Here is a 16,815-nt window from a genome sequence, read left to right on the forward strand (position 1 = left end):
ATACGTGACCGCTATGCCGGGAGCATGCCCGAGATTGCCGTCACGGCGATTCCCAACGCGGCAATCAGGAGGACGAACTTCCAGCAGGTCTTCCACCACTGTCCGAAGCTGATCTTGCAGACGGCCAGGCCGGCAACGGTCATGCCCGCCGTGGGACTAATGGTATTCATGGTCTGGTTGGCCAGGCAGAGAGCCGTGACCGCCGCCTCGGGATTGACGCCGATGAGCTGCGTCAGGGGCCCAAGGATGGGCATCGTGAGCGCGGCGAGACCGGACGAGCTGGGGACCAAGAGCGAAAGCAGGCCCAGCACGACGTAAAGCAGCGTGGTGTAGATAGGGGTTGGGACGCCCGCCAGGCCGCCGGCCATCGCGTTCAGGATAGTGTCGATGATCATGCCGTCCTCGGCGATGACCAGGATGGAGCGGGCAAGGCCGATGATGATGGCGGCATAGGCGAAGTCGGCGATGCCGTGAACGAACTCCTCGGCCATCTCGCGCTCGCCCATGCCCGAGACGATGCCCGACAGGACGCCCATGCCAAAGAAGACTGCGCTGATCTCGTCCATGTACCACTGCTGAGTGACGAGGCCCCACACGATCAGGCCCATGCCGGCTGCGAAGATGGCAAGCACGCCCTTCTGGCGAGCAGTGAATGGCTGCTCGATGCTGTCATTCTGGACCGAGAACTCGACGCGCTTCTGGATGTCGTCCTGATAGGTGATGGAGCTCTCGGGGTCGCGCTTGACCTTGGCCGCATAGCGCATGACCCAGACGACGGCCATCACGGTGAAGACGACCCACACGATCGCGCGCAGCCACAGCTGGGGATTGCCCTCGATGCCCGTGATTCCCTGGGCGATCAGAACGTTGAAGGGATTGACGGTCGAGGCGATGTAGCCGATGTTGGGACCCATGAAGCAGATGAGAAACGCGGTCATCGAGTCGTAGCCCAGGGCCATGATGACGGGGATGAAAATCGCGTAGAACGGCAGCGCCTCCTCGGACATGCCAAAGGTCGTTCCGCAGATGGAGAGAAGCACCATCACTATCGGGATAATCATGATGTCGCGTTTCTTGAACCTTCCGATGACGTGGCTCAGTCCGGCGTTGATGGCGTTGGTCTTGGTGATGATTGCGAAGGAGCCGCCAATCAGGAGGACGAACGCAACGACGTCAGCCGCAGCCTGGATACCACGGGTAGGCGCCTGCATGAGCTGCATGAGGTTGCAGCGCAGATCGGTCGTCTCTCCGGTCTCCTCGTCGACAGAGACCTTCTCCTGGGACGAATAGGTTCCGGCAACGGCCACTTCCTTCTCGCCCGCGGCAGTCTCGATGACCTGTCGCTCATACGAACCGGACGGGACAATCCAGGTCAGGGCCGCGAACACTATCATCAGCAAGAAGACGATCGTATACACGTGCGGCAGGTGGAATCTTCTTTTCTTTTCCGAGCCTTCTTCTGTCATGCCAATGCCTCCCATGCGCTTCGCTTTCAGGTGCCAATCAAGAAGAGTCGAGCAGACGCGCCTCCCTCGACTTCTTGTACGTATAGGTTATATGACGTTGTATGACGTTTCGTAGTTAGTAAAATCCCCTTAGCGCGTTCGAAACCTATGGGCTCCGCAAGCGGCATGAAAAACCGGCCAGGCGGTCGCCTAGCCCGAGAGGGCTCATCGCACGTGTAAGGGCTCGTTCGCGCGGCGACGATCGCCAGAACGAGCAATCGGCGCGAGCGAGCTAGATGTCAAAGACGTAGAGGCTTCCCACGATGCGCTGCTTGCCCACGAAGAAGGGCTTCCCCTCCTGATCGGTGAAGAACACCGTCTCGAGGAAGAGCGGCTCGCCCATGGTCACGCCCAAATCCGCGGCCTCCCTGGAGCCAGCATGGACGATCTCGAGGGTACAGCGCTCATCGCCCTCAGGCCTGCGTCCACTCTCCTGCTCGACGAACTTGAAGATCGATTTGTCCTCAAGGTCCGCGCAGAGCAGGAATGCAAACTCGCGCAGTGGATAGTAGTTGTTCTCGATCATGATGGGAACGCCGTCGGCCGTACGCAATCGTCTGACATGCACCAGACGCTCGCCCTCGGCAAGTCCCAGAAACGCCGCCACACTCGCATGCGCCTCGACCAGCTCAACGCCCAAGACCTTGGCACCGGGCACGCGATTGCCCTCGGCGCAGGTATCCGAGAAGCTCTGGACCTCGCTGGTCTGGCAGATCTTGCGCTCGAGCTTGGGACGGCTCACAAAGGTCCCCTTGCCGCGCATCTTGGTGAGGTAGCCGCGATCAACCAATTCGGAGACGGCTCGGCGAACCGTGATCCTGCTGACGGAATAGATCTGGGACAGCTCGCCCTCGGAGGGAATCCGCTGTCCCGTTTGGTACTTGCCGCTGTCGACATCGTCCTTGATGCTATCCATCACCTGCTGGTACAGCGGGGTAAGTGACGCCTCCACTAACCTCATCCCAATCCCTCAGACGGCGAGAAGGGACAGACCCCCCCTCGCGCCATACGGCTGCCGGCAAAGCGTCCGGGCCATACGGGCACATAACAAGTCATGACATTGTATGACATGTTCCAGTCGCATCGGATGACGGACTCGTCGACCGCCTGGCAGAAACACCCGAAGCCAGGCGGAACGGGGAATTCGAAAGATTTGGACTTGCCCCACGAGGCAGTTTCCTCAAAAAAGAGGTCCAGCCTACGAGAGGACCTCCACGAGCCGGTCGAGCTCGTCCTCCTGGCCCATACCCGTCAGAAAGGCGACGCCGTTGATAGTCGGTACGTCGTAGTCCTTCTCGGTCTTGACAACGGGCACGTAAGCCACAGCACCCTCGAGGGCCTCGTCGAGGTCCTTCACCTCTGCCGCCTGAACGTCAGCCTCTACGTCGCGCTCCTCAAGGAGCTTCGTGATCTTCTGGGCGACCATCTTTGAGGTGGCGATGCCGGAGCCGCACGCCACGATGACCTTTTTCGACATGGAGTTCCTTTCTCTCGGCAGGTTTCAGTCTACCAGCGAAAACGGAGGGGTTCGCAACTTGTCACACAGTTGTGAGGTTTGGCAGCTCATCCCGAAGCCGCCGACCGGGTCACACTCCGCCCCTGCGTCCTCCTAGTGCTTCTTGCGGAAGCGGCGGCGCGTGGCATGGGCCGAACCCTTGCGCGCACCGGCCTTGAGGCGGTTCATCACGTCGTCGGCCGAAGTGCCCTCAAGATGGCTTCGCAGCTCGACCACCTGGTCACGCAGACGCGCGGCACGCTCGAAGTCCATGTCGGCAGAGGCCTGGACCATCTCGTCCTCGAGGGCACCAAGAATCTGCGCGACCTCCTGCTTGGGCAGCGCGGAGAGCTCATCGGCAACCGACGAAATGGTGCGCTCGTGCTCGCACCCCTCCCTGTCCGGAAGGTCCTCGTCGCCCTTGGCGGTAAAGAACTCGCCGCCGACGCGCGACTTGGTGCCCAGGGTCTTCTCGGCCTCCACGATGAAGCTCGTGACGTCGGTGATCGACTTGCTGATGGTCTTGGGTACGATGCCGTGCTCCTCGTTGAAGGCCATCTGGATCTTGCGGCGGCGGGCGGTCTCGCCCATGGCCTCGCGCATGGAGTCCGTAATCGTGTCGGCATACATGACGACCTCACCCTGGGCGTTTCGCGCAGCGCGGCCCATGGTCTGGATGAGCGAGCGGCGATTGCGCAGGAAGCCCTCCTTATCCGCGTCGAGGATCGCGACGAGCGAGACCTCGGGGATGTCGAGGCCCTCGCGCAGAAGGTTGATGCCTACCAGGACGTCGATCTTGCCCAGGCGCAGGTCGCGAATGATGTCGATGCGGTCGAGCGTGGCGGTGTCAGAGTGCATGTAGTTGACGCGCACGCCCTCGTCCAGAAGGTGGTCGGTCAGGTCCTCGGCCATGCGCTTGGTGAGGGTTGTGACCAGCACGCGCTCCTTCTTGGCGACGCGGGTCTTGATCTCGTCCATCAGGTCGTCAATCTGGCCGCGCACAGGGCGCACCTCGACCTTGGGGTCGAGCAGGCCCGTCGGTCGAATGACCTGCTCGACCTCCTGCTCAGAAACCGCTTCCTCGTAGTCGCCCGGCGTCGCAGAGACGTAGACGAACTGCGGGATGCGCGCCTCGAACTCGTCGAAGCGCAAAGGGCGGTTGTCGAGTGCCGAGGGCAGGCGGAAGCCGTGGTCGATCAGCGTGACCTTGCGGGAGCGGTCGCCCTCGTACATGCCGCGAATCTGGGGCACCGTGACGTGGGACTCGTCAATGATGCAGAGCATGTCCTTGGGGAAGTAGTCGATCAGCGTGTAGGGAGGCTCGCCGGGACGGCGGCCGTCCATGTGGCGCGAGTAGTTCTCGATGCCGGAGCAGTAGCCCATGGTCTCGAGCATCTCGACGTCGTAGCCGGTGCGCTGCGACAGGCGCTGTGCCTCGAGGATCATGTCGTTGTCCTTCAGCTCCTTCACGCGGCCCTCGAGCTCCTCCTCGATGGTCTTGATGGCGTGGTTCACCTTGGGACGCTCGGTAACGTAGTGGGAGGCGGGCCAGATGGGAATTGCGTCGTACTCGCGGACAATCTCGCCCGTCACGCCGTCGATCTCTGCGATGAGCTCGACCTCGTCGCCGAAGAAGCTAATGCGCAGGGGGTTCTCCGCGTAGGGCGGAAACACGTCGACGGTGTCGCCGCGCACGCGAAACATACCGCGCTGCAGCTCATAATCGTTGCGGTCGTACTGAATGTCGATGAGCTCCTTGATGAGGTCGTCGCGTTCCAGGGGAACTGACTTGTCGACGTTGGGGGCAAGGCCAGCGTAGTCCTGGGGCGAGCCAATGCCGTAGATGCACGAGACCGACGCGACCACGATGACGTCTCGCCGGGAGAGCAGACTCGAGGTGGCCTGGTGACGGAGCTTCTCGACCTCCTCGTTGATGGAGGCGTCCTTCTCGATGTAGGTGTCCGTCTGCGGGACGTAGGCCTCGGGCTGGTAGTAGTCGTAGTAGCTGACGAAATAGACGACCGCGTTGTTGGGGAACATCTCCTTCATCTCGCTGGCGACCTGTGCCGCAAGCGTCTTGTTGGGCTCCATGATGAGCGTGGGCTTCTGGACGGCCTCGATGGTCTTGGCCATCGAGAAGGTCTTGCCCGACCCTGTGACGCCCAGCAGCGTCTGGTAGCGCAGTCCCGCCTTGATGCCCTCGGAGAGCTTCTTGATGGCGTTCGGCTGGTCGCCGGCCGGCTCGAAGGGAGAGACGACCTCAAGCCGCTCGTCACCGTGCTCGAGCCCGAAGCGCTTGAGCTCTGCCCCGACGCGCTCGCGCGCCTCTGCCGTGCCCGCAAGGGGCTCGTAGGTAATGGTCTGGCCCGTTTCGCTCACGAACGAGCGCTCCCGCGTCTGTGACACCCTGCCTCCTTAGGTCCTCGTATAGAACAAGTGTACCCATGTGCGCAAGGACTATGCCAGAAGCGCCCGCGGTCGCGGCGGGTGCGGCATTGCGGCACCCGGAACCTCTAGAAGAGCGAGCCTGAGTTCTCGATGCCGTCGGGATACAGCTGGCGGTAGCGTCCCTGCGCATCGTTCACGCGCACCAGGTACGAGGCCGTCTCGGCGAACTGAACCGTCTCGTTCACGTTACCGCCGTTGGCGGTCCACTGCGAGACCGAGCCCAGACCGGCGTTGTAGGCGGCGATGACCTCGTCCTGCGACTTGAGGTTGCGCTGCAGGTAGGCCAGGTAGGCGGTGCCGTACTCGATGTTGGTCGCCGGATCGGTCAGGTCATTGGGGTTGTAGGTGCGGCTGTCGACCAAGCCCAGGCGCGCCACCTCGGCCGAGGTCGAGGGCATCATCTGCATCAGGCCGACCGCGCCAGCCGAAGAGGTGACGTTGGGATCCCAGTTCGACTCGCACTTGACCACGGCGCAGACCAGGTACTCGTCCACCCCGTAGCGCTGCGAGGCGCTCTTGATGATCTCGGCGTACCTGACGGGATACAGGACCTTCCTGACGACCTTGGCAGGGGCAATGCCGATGCCGGCCGTAACAACGCACAGGGCAAGCATCACCATGATGGGAATCGTTCTGAACCACCTGAAGAAGCGCGTGTCGCTCATGGCAGCCCCCCTCTCAGTCAGTAAGTAGTCTTTCGCTTGGTTCCGCGGGGCGGGCGGCTAGCGGGCACGCGTCGGCCAGCCCATGCGCTCACGCGCGGCCCACCAGGCGCGGACCTTATCCAGCAGCTCGTCGAGCGAGCCGTCGTTGGCAAGCTCGGTGTCACATGCGCGACGCAGGTAGTCGTCGTCCGGCTGGCCGGCCAGACGGCGCCTGAAGTCCTCCTCCGCAACGCCGCGCCCCAAAGCGTGGCGCAGACGCACTTCGGGAGAGCATGTGACGCACACGAGCTCGTCGGCAAAGTCCAACTGGCCCTCCATGCGGTCGAGCAGTGGGACCTCGACCACACGCACCCGGGCGTCCTCGGCAGGCCCCGCACCATCCCCCGCCCCGGTGTCATCGTCAGGCGAGTAGAGCTCGCGCTCCAGCTCGCGTTGGATGTAGGGAAGCTCGATCTTCTCTAGAAGGGCCGACCGTTCGGGCGTCGAGAAGGCCCTCTGCGCAATCAGGCCACGGTTCAGCTCGCCCGTGGCCTGATTGACGATGTCATCTCCAAAGGCACGCGCGAGCCCGTCGACGCAGGGGCTGCCCGGCCTCATGACGAGGCGCGAGATCGCATCGAGGTCGATGCGACGGGCACCCAAGCGCTCAAGCTCGCGCGCAACGGTCGACTTGCCGGACGCAATGGAGCCGGTGAGCACCACCGTGTAGGGTCGTTGCGCCATGCGTGCTACGACTTGCTGTCGAACTTCTGCTTGCAGCGCGGGCAGGTGATCCTGATGTGGCCCTTGCCACGCGGCACGCGCACCTTCTGGTGGCAGTTGGGGCAGGTCGCGTGTTTGTAGGCACGCGCGTCCTTGACGGCGGCCACGGGGTTGGTGATGAAGGGGCGCACGGGGCCGGCAAACTCGGCGAAGGCCATGCTCTCCTTGCGGCGCTGGTTGATGTCGGTCGAGACCACGCGGAAGATCGCGTAGGCGAGAAGCGCCAGCATCAGCAGGCTGATGACGAGGTTGTTCGCGAAGATGTTGATGATGGCCAGGATGACCATTAGTTCGATGCAGGCAAGGCTCAGCTCGTCGGCACCGTTGCGGCCGCGCATGAAGTCCTGGACCTTGTTCATGAAGTCGTTCATTGCCATTGCCTCTCAGACCACGGGTTAGTGAAGTGCCTTGCGGCCGATGCCCTGCCCCTGCGGGCATGTGCGTCGGCCACGACTCGCCTACCCATTATGACAGTTTCGCGGTGCGCCTCAAGAAGCCGCAAAAAACCTCTTGCCCGCAAGGGGCAAGAGGTCGCAGCTGCAGTTGCGTGGGGTGCGCCGGAAGCCAGCCGGTCGCTAGGCCTGGCACTCGCCCATCACGTAGGCGCGCGCGAGCTTCTCGGTCTCGACGATGGCGTCGACGTGGCAGCGCTCGCGGCCGTGGGAGTTCATACAGGCCATGCCAAAGGCTGCGTGACGAATGTCGTGGTCCAGGTGCGAGGCGGCGTTCGCGTCGGTCGAGTAGTGGAAGCACACCTGGGTGTCCCACTTGTCGGCGTCGCAGTGCTCCTGGGCACAGCGGATGAGCTGGTTGGTGAGGTCCCAGTCGTAGGGACCCTTGGCGTCGGAGGCGATGACGCCCACGTGGTGCTCGTTGGAGTCATAGTCGGGCCCGATGAGCGTGATGTCGACGGCGACGTACTCGCTCACGTCAGCGGGAACGAAGGCGCCACCGTGGCCGATCTCCTCGTACATGGGGAAGGCGAACAGCGTGTCGTAGGCAGGCTTCTCGCCAGACTCCTTGAACCACTTGAGGATGTCGATCAAAGCGGCAACGGCGGCCTTGTCGTCGATGTGGCGCGAGACGATGTAGCCGTTGTCGAAGGACTCGAAGTGCGGGTCGATTGAGATGATGGCGCCCTCGGTGATGCCCAGCGCGCGGGCGTCGGCGGGACTGTAGACGTCGCCGATGACGCTGACGCTCATGTTGTTCTCGTCGCGGTCGGCCTGACGGCAGTCCTCGAACACGTGGACGGAGTGCTTGTTGCAGATGACCTGCGCGTTCACGACGCGACCGTCACGACAGTGGATGTAGCAGGTCTCGCCCTCGATGGCATGGTAGTTGATGCCGCCGAGCATGCGGACGCGCAGGGTGCCATCGTCGTTGAAGCCACGCACGATCAGGCCGATGGTGTCCAGGTGGGCACCCAGGCAGACGGACTTGCTGGAGTCCTTGCCAGGCACGCGCACGTAGGCTGTAGCCTTGTTGTCGACGGTCATCTCGTAGCCCAGCTCGGCGAACTTGGAGCGCAGGTAGGCATGAATGTCGGCGTAGTAGCCCACGGGACTGTCGACCTTGACGAGCTCCTCGAGGGTGTCGGTCAGGTACCGGGCGTCAATCTGATAGGACATGCATTTCTCCTCTGGTGATCTGGAGGCGGTTGGGTCTGTGGTGCAAACGCGTGCGGTTTGGGCAAGAAGTGCCTGCGCCCTTGGCCGCTACCCTGCGGAAACCTGCGGCTTGGCATAGAGGGCCACGAGCTCCTGAAGCATGTCGACCATGGCCTCGAGCTCGGGCACGGGCACGAACTCGCGCACGCCGTGGGCGTTGTAGTAGCACGCCGAGAGATTGCCGCAGGCGAAGCCACGGAAGCTCAGCTGCGAGCCGTCGGTGCCGCCGCGCATGGGGATGCAGGTCATCTCCTGGCCAATCTTGGCGTAGGCGGCGCGCGCGTTCTCGATCAGGTGGCTGTACTCGGGCTTGGTCACGACGTCAGCCAGGTTGTGGTACTGGTCGTGGATCTCGATGGTTAGGACCTCCTGGCCGAACGTCTGGTTGACGAAGTCGACGGCCTTGCGCATGGTCTCCTTGCGAGCCTCGACCTTGGCCTGGTCGTGGTCGCGAATGATGTAGTCGGCCAGGGCCTCCTCGCAGTCGCCCTGGACGCGCTCGAGGTAGTAGAAGCCGTCATAGTTCTCGGTGTACTCGGGACGCTCCTGGGGCGGCACGAGCGCGTGGAACTTCATGATGGCCTCGCAGGCGTTGACCATGATGCCCTTGGCGGTGCCGGTGTGGACCGAGAGGCCCTTGGCGCGGACCTTGGCCTCGGCCGCGTTGAAGGTCTCGTAGCAGAACTCGCCCAGGGGACCGCCGTCGATGGTGTAGCCAAAGGTCGCGCCGAACTCGTCGAGGTCCAGGAGGGCGGCGCCGTGGCCAATCTCCTCGTCGGGCACGAAGCTCACGGCCAGGCGCGGGTGAGGAAGGCTCGGGTCGTCCTTCAGGCGGGCCAGAAGGGAGACGACCATCGCGTCGCCGGCCTTGTCGTCGCCGCCCAGAAGCGAGGTGCCGTCAGCGGTGACGAGGTCCCAGCCCACCATGCGCTCGAGGCAGGCGTTGGTCTCGGGGCTGATGAAGACCTCCTTGCCGTCGCGGCCGGTGCCGATGGTCAGCTTGCCGCCCTCGTAGCGCTTGATCTGTGGGTGGACAGGGTCGCCGTAGGACTGCCAGGCAGTGTCGATGTGGCAGCAGAAGCCCAGGGTGGGCAGGTCCTCGCAACCCTCGCTGGCGGGCCAGTGGGCGGTCACGTAGGCGTTCTCGGTGACGACGACGTCCTCGGCGCCCAGCTCGCGCAGGTCGTCGGCGATGACCTTGGCAATGTCGAACTGCGACTCGGTAGAGGGGACTCTGTCAGCCGTCAGGGGGTTGGACTGAGACGGCACGGCACAGTACTTGATGAAGCGATCTACTACGTCACTCATGCTTGGCGGGTTCCTTTCCTCGCGCCCCGCGGAAGGCGGGACAGACACTTTTTTTGCACCAGGCCATTGTGCGCTGCGGCGCAAGCACAACACACATTCTTGTAACACTCGTACGCGCCTTGAAACATTAGGCCTGAGGGTCGCGCTCCCTGCGGGCGCGGGCCGCGGCGACGAGGCCGTCCCAGATGCCGCGATCGCTCGAGAGCGCATGCCACATGTACTCGGGATGCCACTGGACGCCCAGGCAGAAGGTCTGCGAGCGGACCTCGATCGCCTCGGGGATGCCGTCGGTGGCGTATCCCACGACGTCGACGTCCTCCCCCGGCTCGAGCACGCAGCAGTGGTGTGAGGAGTTCACCTGGATGAGCTCACGCTCCCCCACGCATCCGTAGAGCGTCGTTCCGGGTCGCACCTCGACGGGATGCGTGGGCTCCTTCAGGACGACGGAGTGGTGCCACAGCGCCATGCCGGGACGCGGCGTCATCCTGTTGATGTCCATGCAGATGCTGCCGCCCCTCACGACGTTGAGCATCTGCATGCCGCGACACGTCGCCAGAAGGGGCTTGTCCCGCTCGAGGACCTTCTTGATCAGCAGGAACTCGTACTCGTCACGCTCGGGGCAGACCTCCTCGGGAATGGGCTCGTCGCTTCCCCAGAACTGCGGGTTGATGTCCTGCCCGCCCGGGATCGAGAAGCCGTCGCACATGTCGACGTAGGCCTCGATGAGTTCGGCGTCGTTCGTGATCGGCATCATCATGGGCATGCCGCCGGCGGCCAGGATGGCGTCCAGGTAGCAGTCACCCAGCGACTCGGAGGCGCACAGGGCGCCCTCGGCCGGGAACCACCTGGGCGCAACGCCGATCAGCGGCCTGTATAAGGCGTTCTTCTCCACTGTCATTACCATCCCTCGCTAGTCGTCTGGGTCGCGCACAGGCAGGCGAGAAGTGCCTCTTCCCTTGCACGCGCAGGGGCCCGACCATGCGGCCGGGCCCCTGATATCAATCATATCCCTGCGGCACTACGCCTGCTGGGCAGCCTCGATCGCGGGATCGAGCGCCAGCCTGCGCTCGGCCTCGGAGAGGTTCTTGTCGAACAGGTGGCAGGTGCAGGTGTGGCCCGGCGTGACCTCGATGGCCTCGGGCGCGCGCTCGCGGCAGACCTGCATGCACTTGGGGCAGCGGGTGCTGAAGGCGCAGCCGGTCGGCGGGTTGGTGGGGCTGGGGACGTCGCCCTGCAGGATCTTCTTGCCCTGGATGCGCTCGTCGGCGATGCGCGGGATGACGTCCAGAAGCGCCTGCGTGTACGGGTGCAACGGGTTCTCGAACAGCTCCTCCTTGCTGGCAAGCTCCATCTGGTGACCCAGGTACATGACCATGACCGTGTCGGAGATGTGCTTGACGACGGAGAGGTCGTGGCTGATGAACACGTAGGAGAGGCCGAGCTCGTCCTGCAGCTTCTCGAGCAGGTTGATAACCTTCGCCTGGACTGACACGTCGAGCGCCGAGACCGGCTCGTCGCAGACGACGATCTCGGGAACGAGCACTATGGCGCGGGCGATGCCGATGCGCTGGCGCTGGCCGCCCGAGAACTCGTGCGGATAGCGGTACTTGTAGCTCAGGTCCAGAGCGACGGCCTGCATGACCTCCTCGACGCGAGCGTCACGCTCGGCGCGGGTCTTGTAGGTGCCCGCGATGTCGATCGGCTCCGCGATGATGTCGGCGACGGTCATGCGCGGGTTGAGCGAGCTGTAGGGGTCCTGGAAGATGAGCTTCATCTTCTGGCGCGCGCGGGTGAGGTCCTGGCCGGAGAGCTCAGTGAAGTCCTCGCCGTCCAGAAGAACCTTGCCCTCGGTGGGCTCCGTCAGGCGCAGGACGCACTTGCCGGTGGTCGACTTGCCGCAGCCGGACTCGCCGACGATGGCAAAGGTCTCGCCGCGGTGCAGCTCGAACGAGACGTCCTCCAGAGCGTGGACGTACTGCTTCGACTTGCCGAAGACCCCCTTCTTGATGGGGTAGCGCTTGACGAGGTGCTCCACCTTGAGCACTACATCGTTCTTGTCCATGTTCTTGCCCATGGGTTACTCACCCCATCCCTTCCTGTACTTCCAGCACGCAACCAGGTGGTTCTCGTCCCCATCGACGGGAAGCATCTCCGGCGCCTGCTTGCAGCAGATGTCCTTGGCAAACGGGCAGCGCGGATGGAAGGGGCAGCCCTTCGGCATCTCGGAGAGCATGGGCACGTTGCCGGGAATCGCGTAGAGTGTATCGACCGCATTGTCGAGCGACGGGATGGAGTCGATGAGGCCCCTGGAGTACGGGTGGAGCGGGTTGGTGAAGAGCTCCGGTGCAAGCGTGTACTCGACCTTGTGGCCGGCATACATGACCAGGACCCAGTCGGCCATCTCGGAGACGACGCCCATGTCGTGCGTGATCAGCATGACGGCGGTGCCGAGCTTGTCTCGCATGCGGTCGATCAGCTGCAGGATCTGCGCCTGGATCGTGACGTCAAGCGCCGTGGTGGGCTCATCGCAGATGAGCAGCGAGGGCTGGCAGGCAAGGGCCATGGCGATCATGATGCGCTGGCGCATGCCGCCCGAGAGCTCATGCGGGTAGCTCTTGAAGACCTTCTCGGGAGCGGGGATGCCGACGAGCTTGATCATCTCGAGCGCGCGGGCGTCCGCTTCCTTCTTGCTCATCTTGGGGTTGTGCACCAGGATGCCCTCGCGAATCTGCTTGCCCGCGGTCATGACCGGGTTGAGCGAGGTCATGGGCTCCTGGAAGATCATGCCGATCTTGTTGCCGCGATAGTGGCGCATCTCCTCGTTGGAGAGCTTGACCATGTCGACGCCGGACAGTTCGATGGAGCCGTTGGTGACCTTGGCAGGCGGGGTCGGCAGAAGGCCCATGATGGACAGGGCGGTCATCGACTTTCCGCAGCCGGACTCACCGACGACGGCAAGCGTTTCTCCCTTGCGCATCTCGAAGCTGAGGCTCGTGATTGCGGGCAGGGCGCCATCCTCGGTGAAGAGGGTGACGTTGAGGTCCTTAACGCGGAGAAGCACCTCACGCCTGGCGTTAGTGTCCAAACGCTCCTGGGTCAGCTCCTTGCCCCTCTCCTGGAGCTCCTCGCTGACGACCTCGGTGGTGGTGCGACCGCGCCTTTCTTCTTCAGCCATAGTCTCCCCTCCCTACGAGCGCATCTTGGGGTCGAGCGCGTCACGAAGCGCGTCGCCAAGAAGGTTGAAGGCCATTACCGTGATGATGATTGCGATGCCCGGGACGATCGAGTAGTTCGTGTTCGACTGGATGTAGGGCTGGGAGGCCGAGATCATCTGGCCCCAGCTTGCCATGGGAGGCTGAACGCCCAGGCCCAGGAACGAGAGGGACGCCTCGGAGAGAATCGCGTTGGGGATGCCCAGGGTCGAGACGACGATGAGCGTCGAGATGCAGTTGGGAAGCAGGTGCTTCATGATGATGCGCCAGCTCTTGCCGCCCGACAGGACGCAGGACTGGATGTACTCCGAGTTCTTCAGGCGCATGACGTCGCCGCGCACCAGGCGCGCCGTCGAGGTCCACATGAGCAGGCCCAGCGCGACGTAGAGGTTCACGAGGCCGGGGCCCATGACGAACATGACGACGATTGCGAACAGCAGGAACGGGAAGGACGAGAACACCTGGATCACGAAGGAGATCACGGCGTCGACCTTGCCGCCGAAGTAGCCAGCGAAGACGCCCGCAAGGAAGCCTATGACCAGTGCGATAATCTGGGAGACGATGCCGACCGACAGCGAGATGCGGCAGCCGTAGATGACACGCGAGAGGATGTCGCGGCCGAACTCGTCGGTGCCGAAGACGTGGGCACCGCCCGGTGCCGCCAGCATGTTGGAGAGTTCCTGGGCGTCGGGGTCGAAGGGCGCGAGCACGGGGGCCAGGATCGCCACGAGCACCAACAGGCCCACGACAAACAGGCAGGCCATGCCCAGCTTGTTCTTCTTGAAGATGTTCCAGCTAACCGCCCAGTAGCTCTGCGCGCGCTTCTTGCCGCCCGCACGCTCGGCCGTCTGGGCCTTGGCAGCATCGGCCGCGATGCGCTCGGCCTCGCGCACCTTCTTGTCGTCCTTGTCACTGTTGAGAAGTGCCATTATTCCGCTGCCTCCCCTCCGAGTCGAATGCGCGGGTCGACGACGGCGTAGAGGATGTCGACGACGAGGTAGACCACGACGCAAATGATTGCGATGTACATGACGCCGCCCTCGATGAGCGGGAGGTCACGTGCGTTGATGGCGTCAAGCAGGAGCTTGCCCATGCCGGGAATCGCGAAGACGGATTCGATGAGGATAGAACCGGTGAAGATCTCTCCCAGCTGGGTACCGGCGATGGTGATGATGGGAATCAGGGCGTTGCGCAGGCCGTGGACCAGAATGATGGCCGAGGTCTTGAGGCCCTTGGCCTCAGCGGTCCTCATGAAGTCCTGGTTGAGCACGTCCATCATCGAGGTACGCGTGACGCGGGCGATGCTTGCGGCGTAGCGCGTACCCAAAGCGATGGTCGGCAGGACGAAGGCCGCGGCGGTCTTGACGCCCGAGAGCGGGAACCACTTGAGGTTGAGCGCAAAGACGATCTGGACCAGGATGGCCACCCAGAACGCCGGCGCCGATATGCCGAAGATCGAGAGCGCCATCAAGAGTCGGTCCACCCACTTGCCGTGGTACACCGCAGAGACGACGCCGACGACCAGTCCGAATACGAGCGCGAACAGGTAGGCGAAGCCCGCGAGCTTGGCCGTCACGGCAAAGGCCGTTCCCATCAGGACCGTAACGCTCTTGTTCTGCGTGTACGAAGTGCCAAAGTTACCCTGGACCATGTTGCCGAACCAGTTGACGTACTGCTCGGTGACCGGCCTGTCGAGGCCCATGTTGTGCCTCACCTGCTCGATGGTCTGCTCATCAGCCATGTCACCCATCATGACGCGAACCGGGTCTCCCGGGACGACGTTGAGGATGAAGAACGTGATGGCAGAAATGCAGATGACGACACCAACGGCCTGCAGGACTCTCTTGATAAGGAAGTCCCTCATCTGGCCCCCTCCTTTCGTGCCTAACATATAAGAATCTGACATAAGAATCTGTTATGCCTGGAACACTTTAGCCGTAAAAAGGGACGACGCTTCAAAAGCGCCGCCCCTTGAAACACGATGGTTAGATATCAATCATTCCATCTTCGCAATTGGTCAAACTAGCCGGCGTAGTCTTCCTTGGTGGTGTCGATGTCGACATCGTTCATGTGGTAGACCAGGTTGCCAACCTTGGCGTTCTTGACGTAGTCCTTGGCAACGAACTGGTTCTTGGGGTAGTACAGGGGAATCGTCGCGTAGTCCTGGCGGGTCAGGATGTCGTCGGCCTGCTTGTAGAGGTCAGCGCGCTTGTCCTGGTCCTGCTCGATGCGAGCCTGGGAGACGAGGTCGTCGAACTCGGGGTTGTTGTAGAACGAGCTCTTTGCCTTCGCGTTCTCGCTGTAGAAGTACGTGTACATGTGGTTGTCCGCGTCAGCATACAGGGGGAACCAGCCCAGAGCGGTGATCTCGAGGTTGCCGTCAGCCCAGTCCTGAGCCCAGACGCCATTGTCCTCGGTCTCGACGGTCAGCTTGACGCCGATCTTGTCCCAGTAGTCCTGGACGGCAACGAGCTGCTTCTGGTTGATGTTGGCGCGAACCTTGGCGGAGAGCTCAAGGTTGGAGACGCCAGCCTCGGCGAGAAGGGCCTTGGCCTTCTCGGGGTCGTACTCGAACGTAGGAGCGCTGTCATCGTGGCCCGGGGTCTGGGGAGCGAGCCAGCCGGAGGGAGCGATGCCCGCGCCGCCGGCAATGGACTGGATGAGCTCATCGCGGTTGATCGCGAGGGAGAGGGCCTTGCGGACCCTGACGTCCTGGAGCTTCTCGGAGCTGAGGTTCAGGTTGACGAACTGGACACCGAGGGTCTGGTACTGGGTGATGAGGTCCTTGACGTCGGGATCGCCCTGGTACTGCTGGAGCTGGGAGGCGTCGAGGTCGCAGTAGTCGATGTCGCCGTTCTTGAAGGACATCATCTTGGTGTTGAGATCGTCGATGAAGGTGAAGTGAATCTCGTCGAGGGCGGGGGTGCCGTCGTGGTAGTCCTCGAACTTCTCGAGAACGACCTCGGTGGTGTCGTCGTTGGAGACGACCTTGTACTTGCCGGTGCCGATGACGTTGGTGCCGGTGCCCCAGGCGTCGCCAGCCTTCTCGCAGGCATCCTTGGGGAAGATGTCAGCGTAGTCGATGCCGAGGTTGTTAACGAAGGTGATCATGGGGTCGGTGAGGACGAAGGTGAAGTGCGTGTCATCCTCGACCGTGAGGCCCTCGAGCTCGGTAGCGGTTCCGGCGAGCATCTCCTTGGCGCCCTTGATCTTGTCGTACATGTAGGTGGACTTGGCACCGGTCTCAGGCTTGAACATACGCTCGAAGGAGTACTTGACGTCATCGGCGGTCAGCGTGGAGCCGTCGTGGAACTTGATGCCCTCCTTGAGCTCGCAATGCAGGGTGACGCCGTCGGCCTCGAAGGTCGGGATCTCCTTAAGGAGGCAGGGGACGAGCTCGTTGTCCTCGGTCCAGAGAAGGGGTGCCTCGAAGATGGAGTCGGCGATGGAGGAAGAGCCAGAGTTGGTCGACTTCTGCATGTCCAGGCCCTGCTTGGCGTTAGCCTGACCGAACTTCAGGATCTTCTTCTTGCTGCCATCGGCAGAGGCATCGGAGCCACCGCAGGCGGCAAGCATCGAGGAGGCCGCAGCACCACCGGCGGTAACTGCGGAGGCCTTGAGGAAGCTGCGACGGCTAAGGGACTTCTCCATCATTTTCGTACCTTTCAACGTGGGACGTAGATCCGAGGGAACGTTTCCCCCTCATTGTCAGTGGGACTACTATGCACCACGCTGAAAGCAAAAATGATG

At 62.8% G+C, this 16,815-nt stretch carries 15 protein-coding genes; all 15 read right to left on the minus strand.

Translation table 11 applies throughout. The annotated features are described in order from the left end of the window. Positions 1-11: 11 nt before the first annotated feature. Positions 12-1,466: a YfcC family protein gene (locus BMY31_RS04535; RefSeq protein WP_091008736.1), complete on the minus strand. Its 1,455-nt coding sequence runs from the start codon at positions 1,464-1,466 to the stop codon at positions 12-14. Positions 1,467-1,737: 271 nt separating this feature from the next. Continuing rightward, the gene (locus tag BMY31_RS04540; protein WP_091008740.1) at positions 1,738-2,466 is read right to left on the minus strand and encodes a GntR family transcriptional regulator; all 729 of its coding nucleotides are present in this window, start codon (positions 2,464-2,466) and stop codon (positions 1,738-1,740) included. 237 nt (positions 2,467-2,703) lie between these two features. Next, positions 2,704-2,982: a PTS sugar transporter subunit IIB gene (locus tag BMY31_RS04545; protein ID WP_078687826.1), complete on the minus strand. Its 279-nt coding sequence runs from the start codon at positions 2,980-2,982 to the stop codon at positions 2,704-2,706. A 132-nt stretch (positions 2,983-3,114) separates the two neighbouring features. Next, on the minus strand, positions 3,115-5,358 hold the full coding sequence (uvrB, locus tag BMY31_RS04550) for an excinuclease ABC subunit UvrB (protein ID WP_078687846.1): 2,244 nt from the start codon (positions 5,356-5,358) through the stop codon (positions 3,115-3,117). A 155-nt stretch (positions 5,359-5,513) separates the two neighbouring features. Beyond that, complete coding sequence (locus BMY31_RS04555; RefSeq protein WP_091008743.1) at positions 5,514-6,113, minus strand: lytic transglycosylase domain-containing protein; 600 nt, start codon at positions 6,111-6,113, stop codon at positions 5,514-5,516. Positions 6,114-6,170: 57 nt separating this feature from the next. Further along, on the minus strand, positions 6,171-6,836 hold the full coding sequence (coaE, locus tag BMY31_RS04560; protein ID WP_091008746.1) for a dephospho-CoA kinase: 666 nt from the start codon (positions 6,834-6,836) through the stop codon (positions 6,171-6,173). Between the two features lie 5 nt (positions 6,837-6,841). Continuing rightward, positions 6,842-7,246, minus strand: coding sequence for a zinc-ribbon domain-containing protein (locus tag BMY31_RS04565; protein ID WP_234970840.1), 405 nt, complete (start codon positions 7,244-7,246; stop codon positions 6,842-6,844). 204 nt (positions 7,247-7,450) lie between these two features. Continuing rightward, entirely contained in the window at positions 7,451-8,506 is a 1,056-nt protein-coding gene (locus BMY31_RS04570) for a M20/M25/M40 family metallo-hydrolase (RefSeq protein ID WP_078687822.1), read from the minus strand. Between the two features lie 87 nt (positions 8,507-8,593). After that, positions 8,594-9,853, minus strand: coding sequence for a peptidase T (gene pepT, locus BMY31_RS04575; protein WP_091008749.1), 1,260 nt, complete (start codon positions 9,851-9,853; stop codon positions 8,594-8,596). Between the two features lie 127 nt (positions 9,854-9,980). Continuing rightward, positions 9,981-10,751: a gamma-glutamyl-gamma-aminobutyrate hydrolase family protein gene (locus BMY31_RS04580; RefSeq protein ID WP_257612373.1), complete on the minus strand. Its 771-nt coding sequence runs from the start codon at positions 10,749-10,751 to the stop codon at positions 9,981-9,983. A 120-nt stretch (positions 10,752-10,871) separates the two neighbouring features. Further along, positions 10,872-11,927, minus strand: coding sequence for an ABC transporter ATP-binding protein (locus tag BMY31_RS04585; RefSeq protein ID WP_091008756.1), 1,056 nt, complete (start codon positions 11,925-11,927; stop codon positions 10,872-10,874). Positions 11,928-11,930: 3 nt separating this feature from the next. Beyond that, positions 11,931-13,028, minus strand: coding sequence for an ABC transporter ATP-binding protein (locus BMY31_RS04590; RefSeq protein WP_091008759.1), 1,098 nt, complete (start codon positions 13,026-13,028; stop codon positions 11,931-11,933). Positions 13,029-13,040: 12 nt separating this feature from the next. Further along, a complete protein-coding gene (locus BMY31_RS04595; protein ID WP_091008761.1) occupies positions 13,041-13,994 on the minus strand; it encodes an ABC transporter permease in 954 nt (317 codons plus the stop codon). Further along, a complete protein-coding gene (locus tag BMY31_RS04600) occupies positions 13,994-14,929 on the minus strand; it encodes an ABC transporter permease (protein ID WP_078687816.1) in 936 nt (311 codons plus the stop codon). The genes BMY31_RS04595 and BMY31_RS04600 overlap by 1 nt, the downstream gene beginning before the upstream one ends. 158 nt (positions 14,930-15,087) lie before the next feature. Next, positions 15,088-16,719, minus strand: a complete 1,632-nt coding sequence (locus BMY31_RS04605; protein WP_180363898.1) for an ABC transporter substrate-binding protein — start codon at positions 16,717-16,719, stop codon at positions 15,088-15,090. Positions 16,720-16,815 lie beyond the last annotated feature (96 nt).

Source organism: Parafannyhessea umbonata (assembly GCF_900111255.1).
Taxonomy (GTDB): domain Bacteria; phylum Actinomycetota; class Coriobacteriia; order Coriobacteriales; family Atopobiaceae; genus Olsenella_J; species Olsenella_J umbonata_A.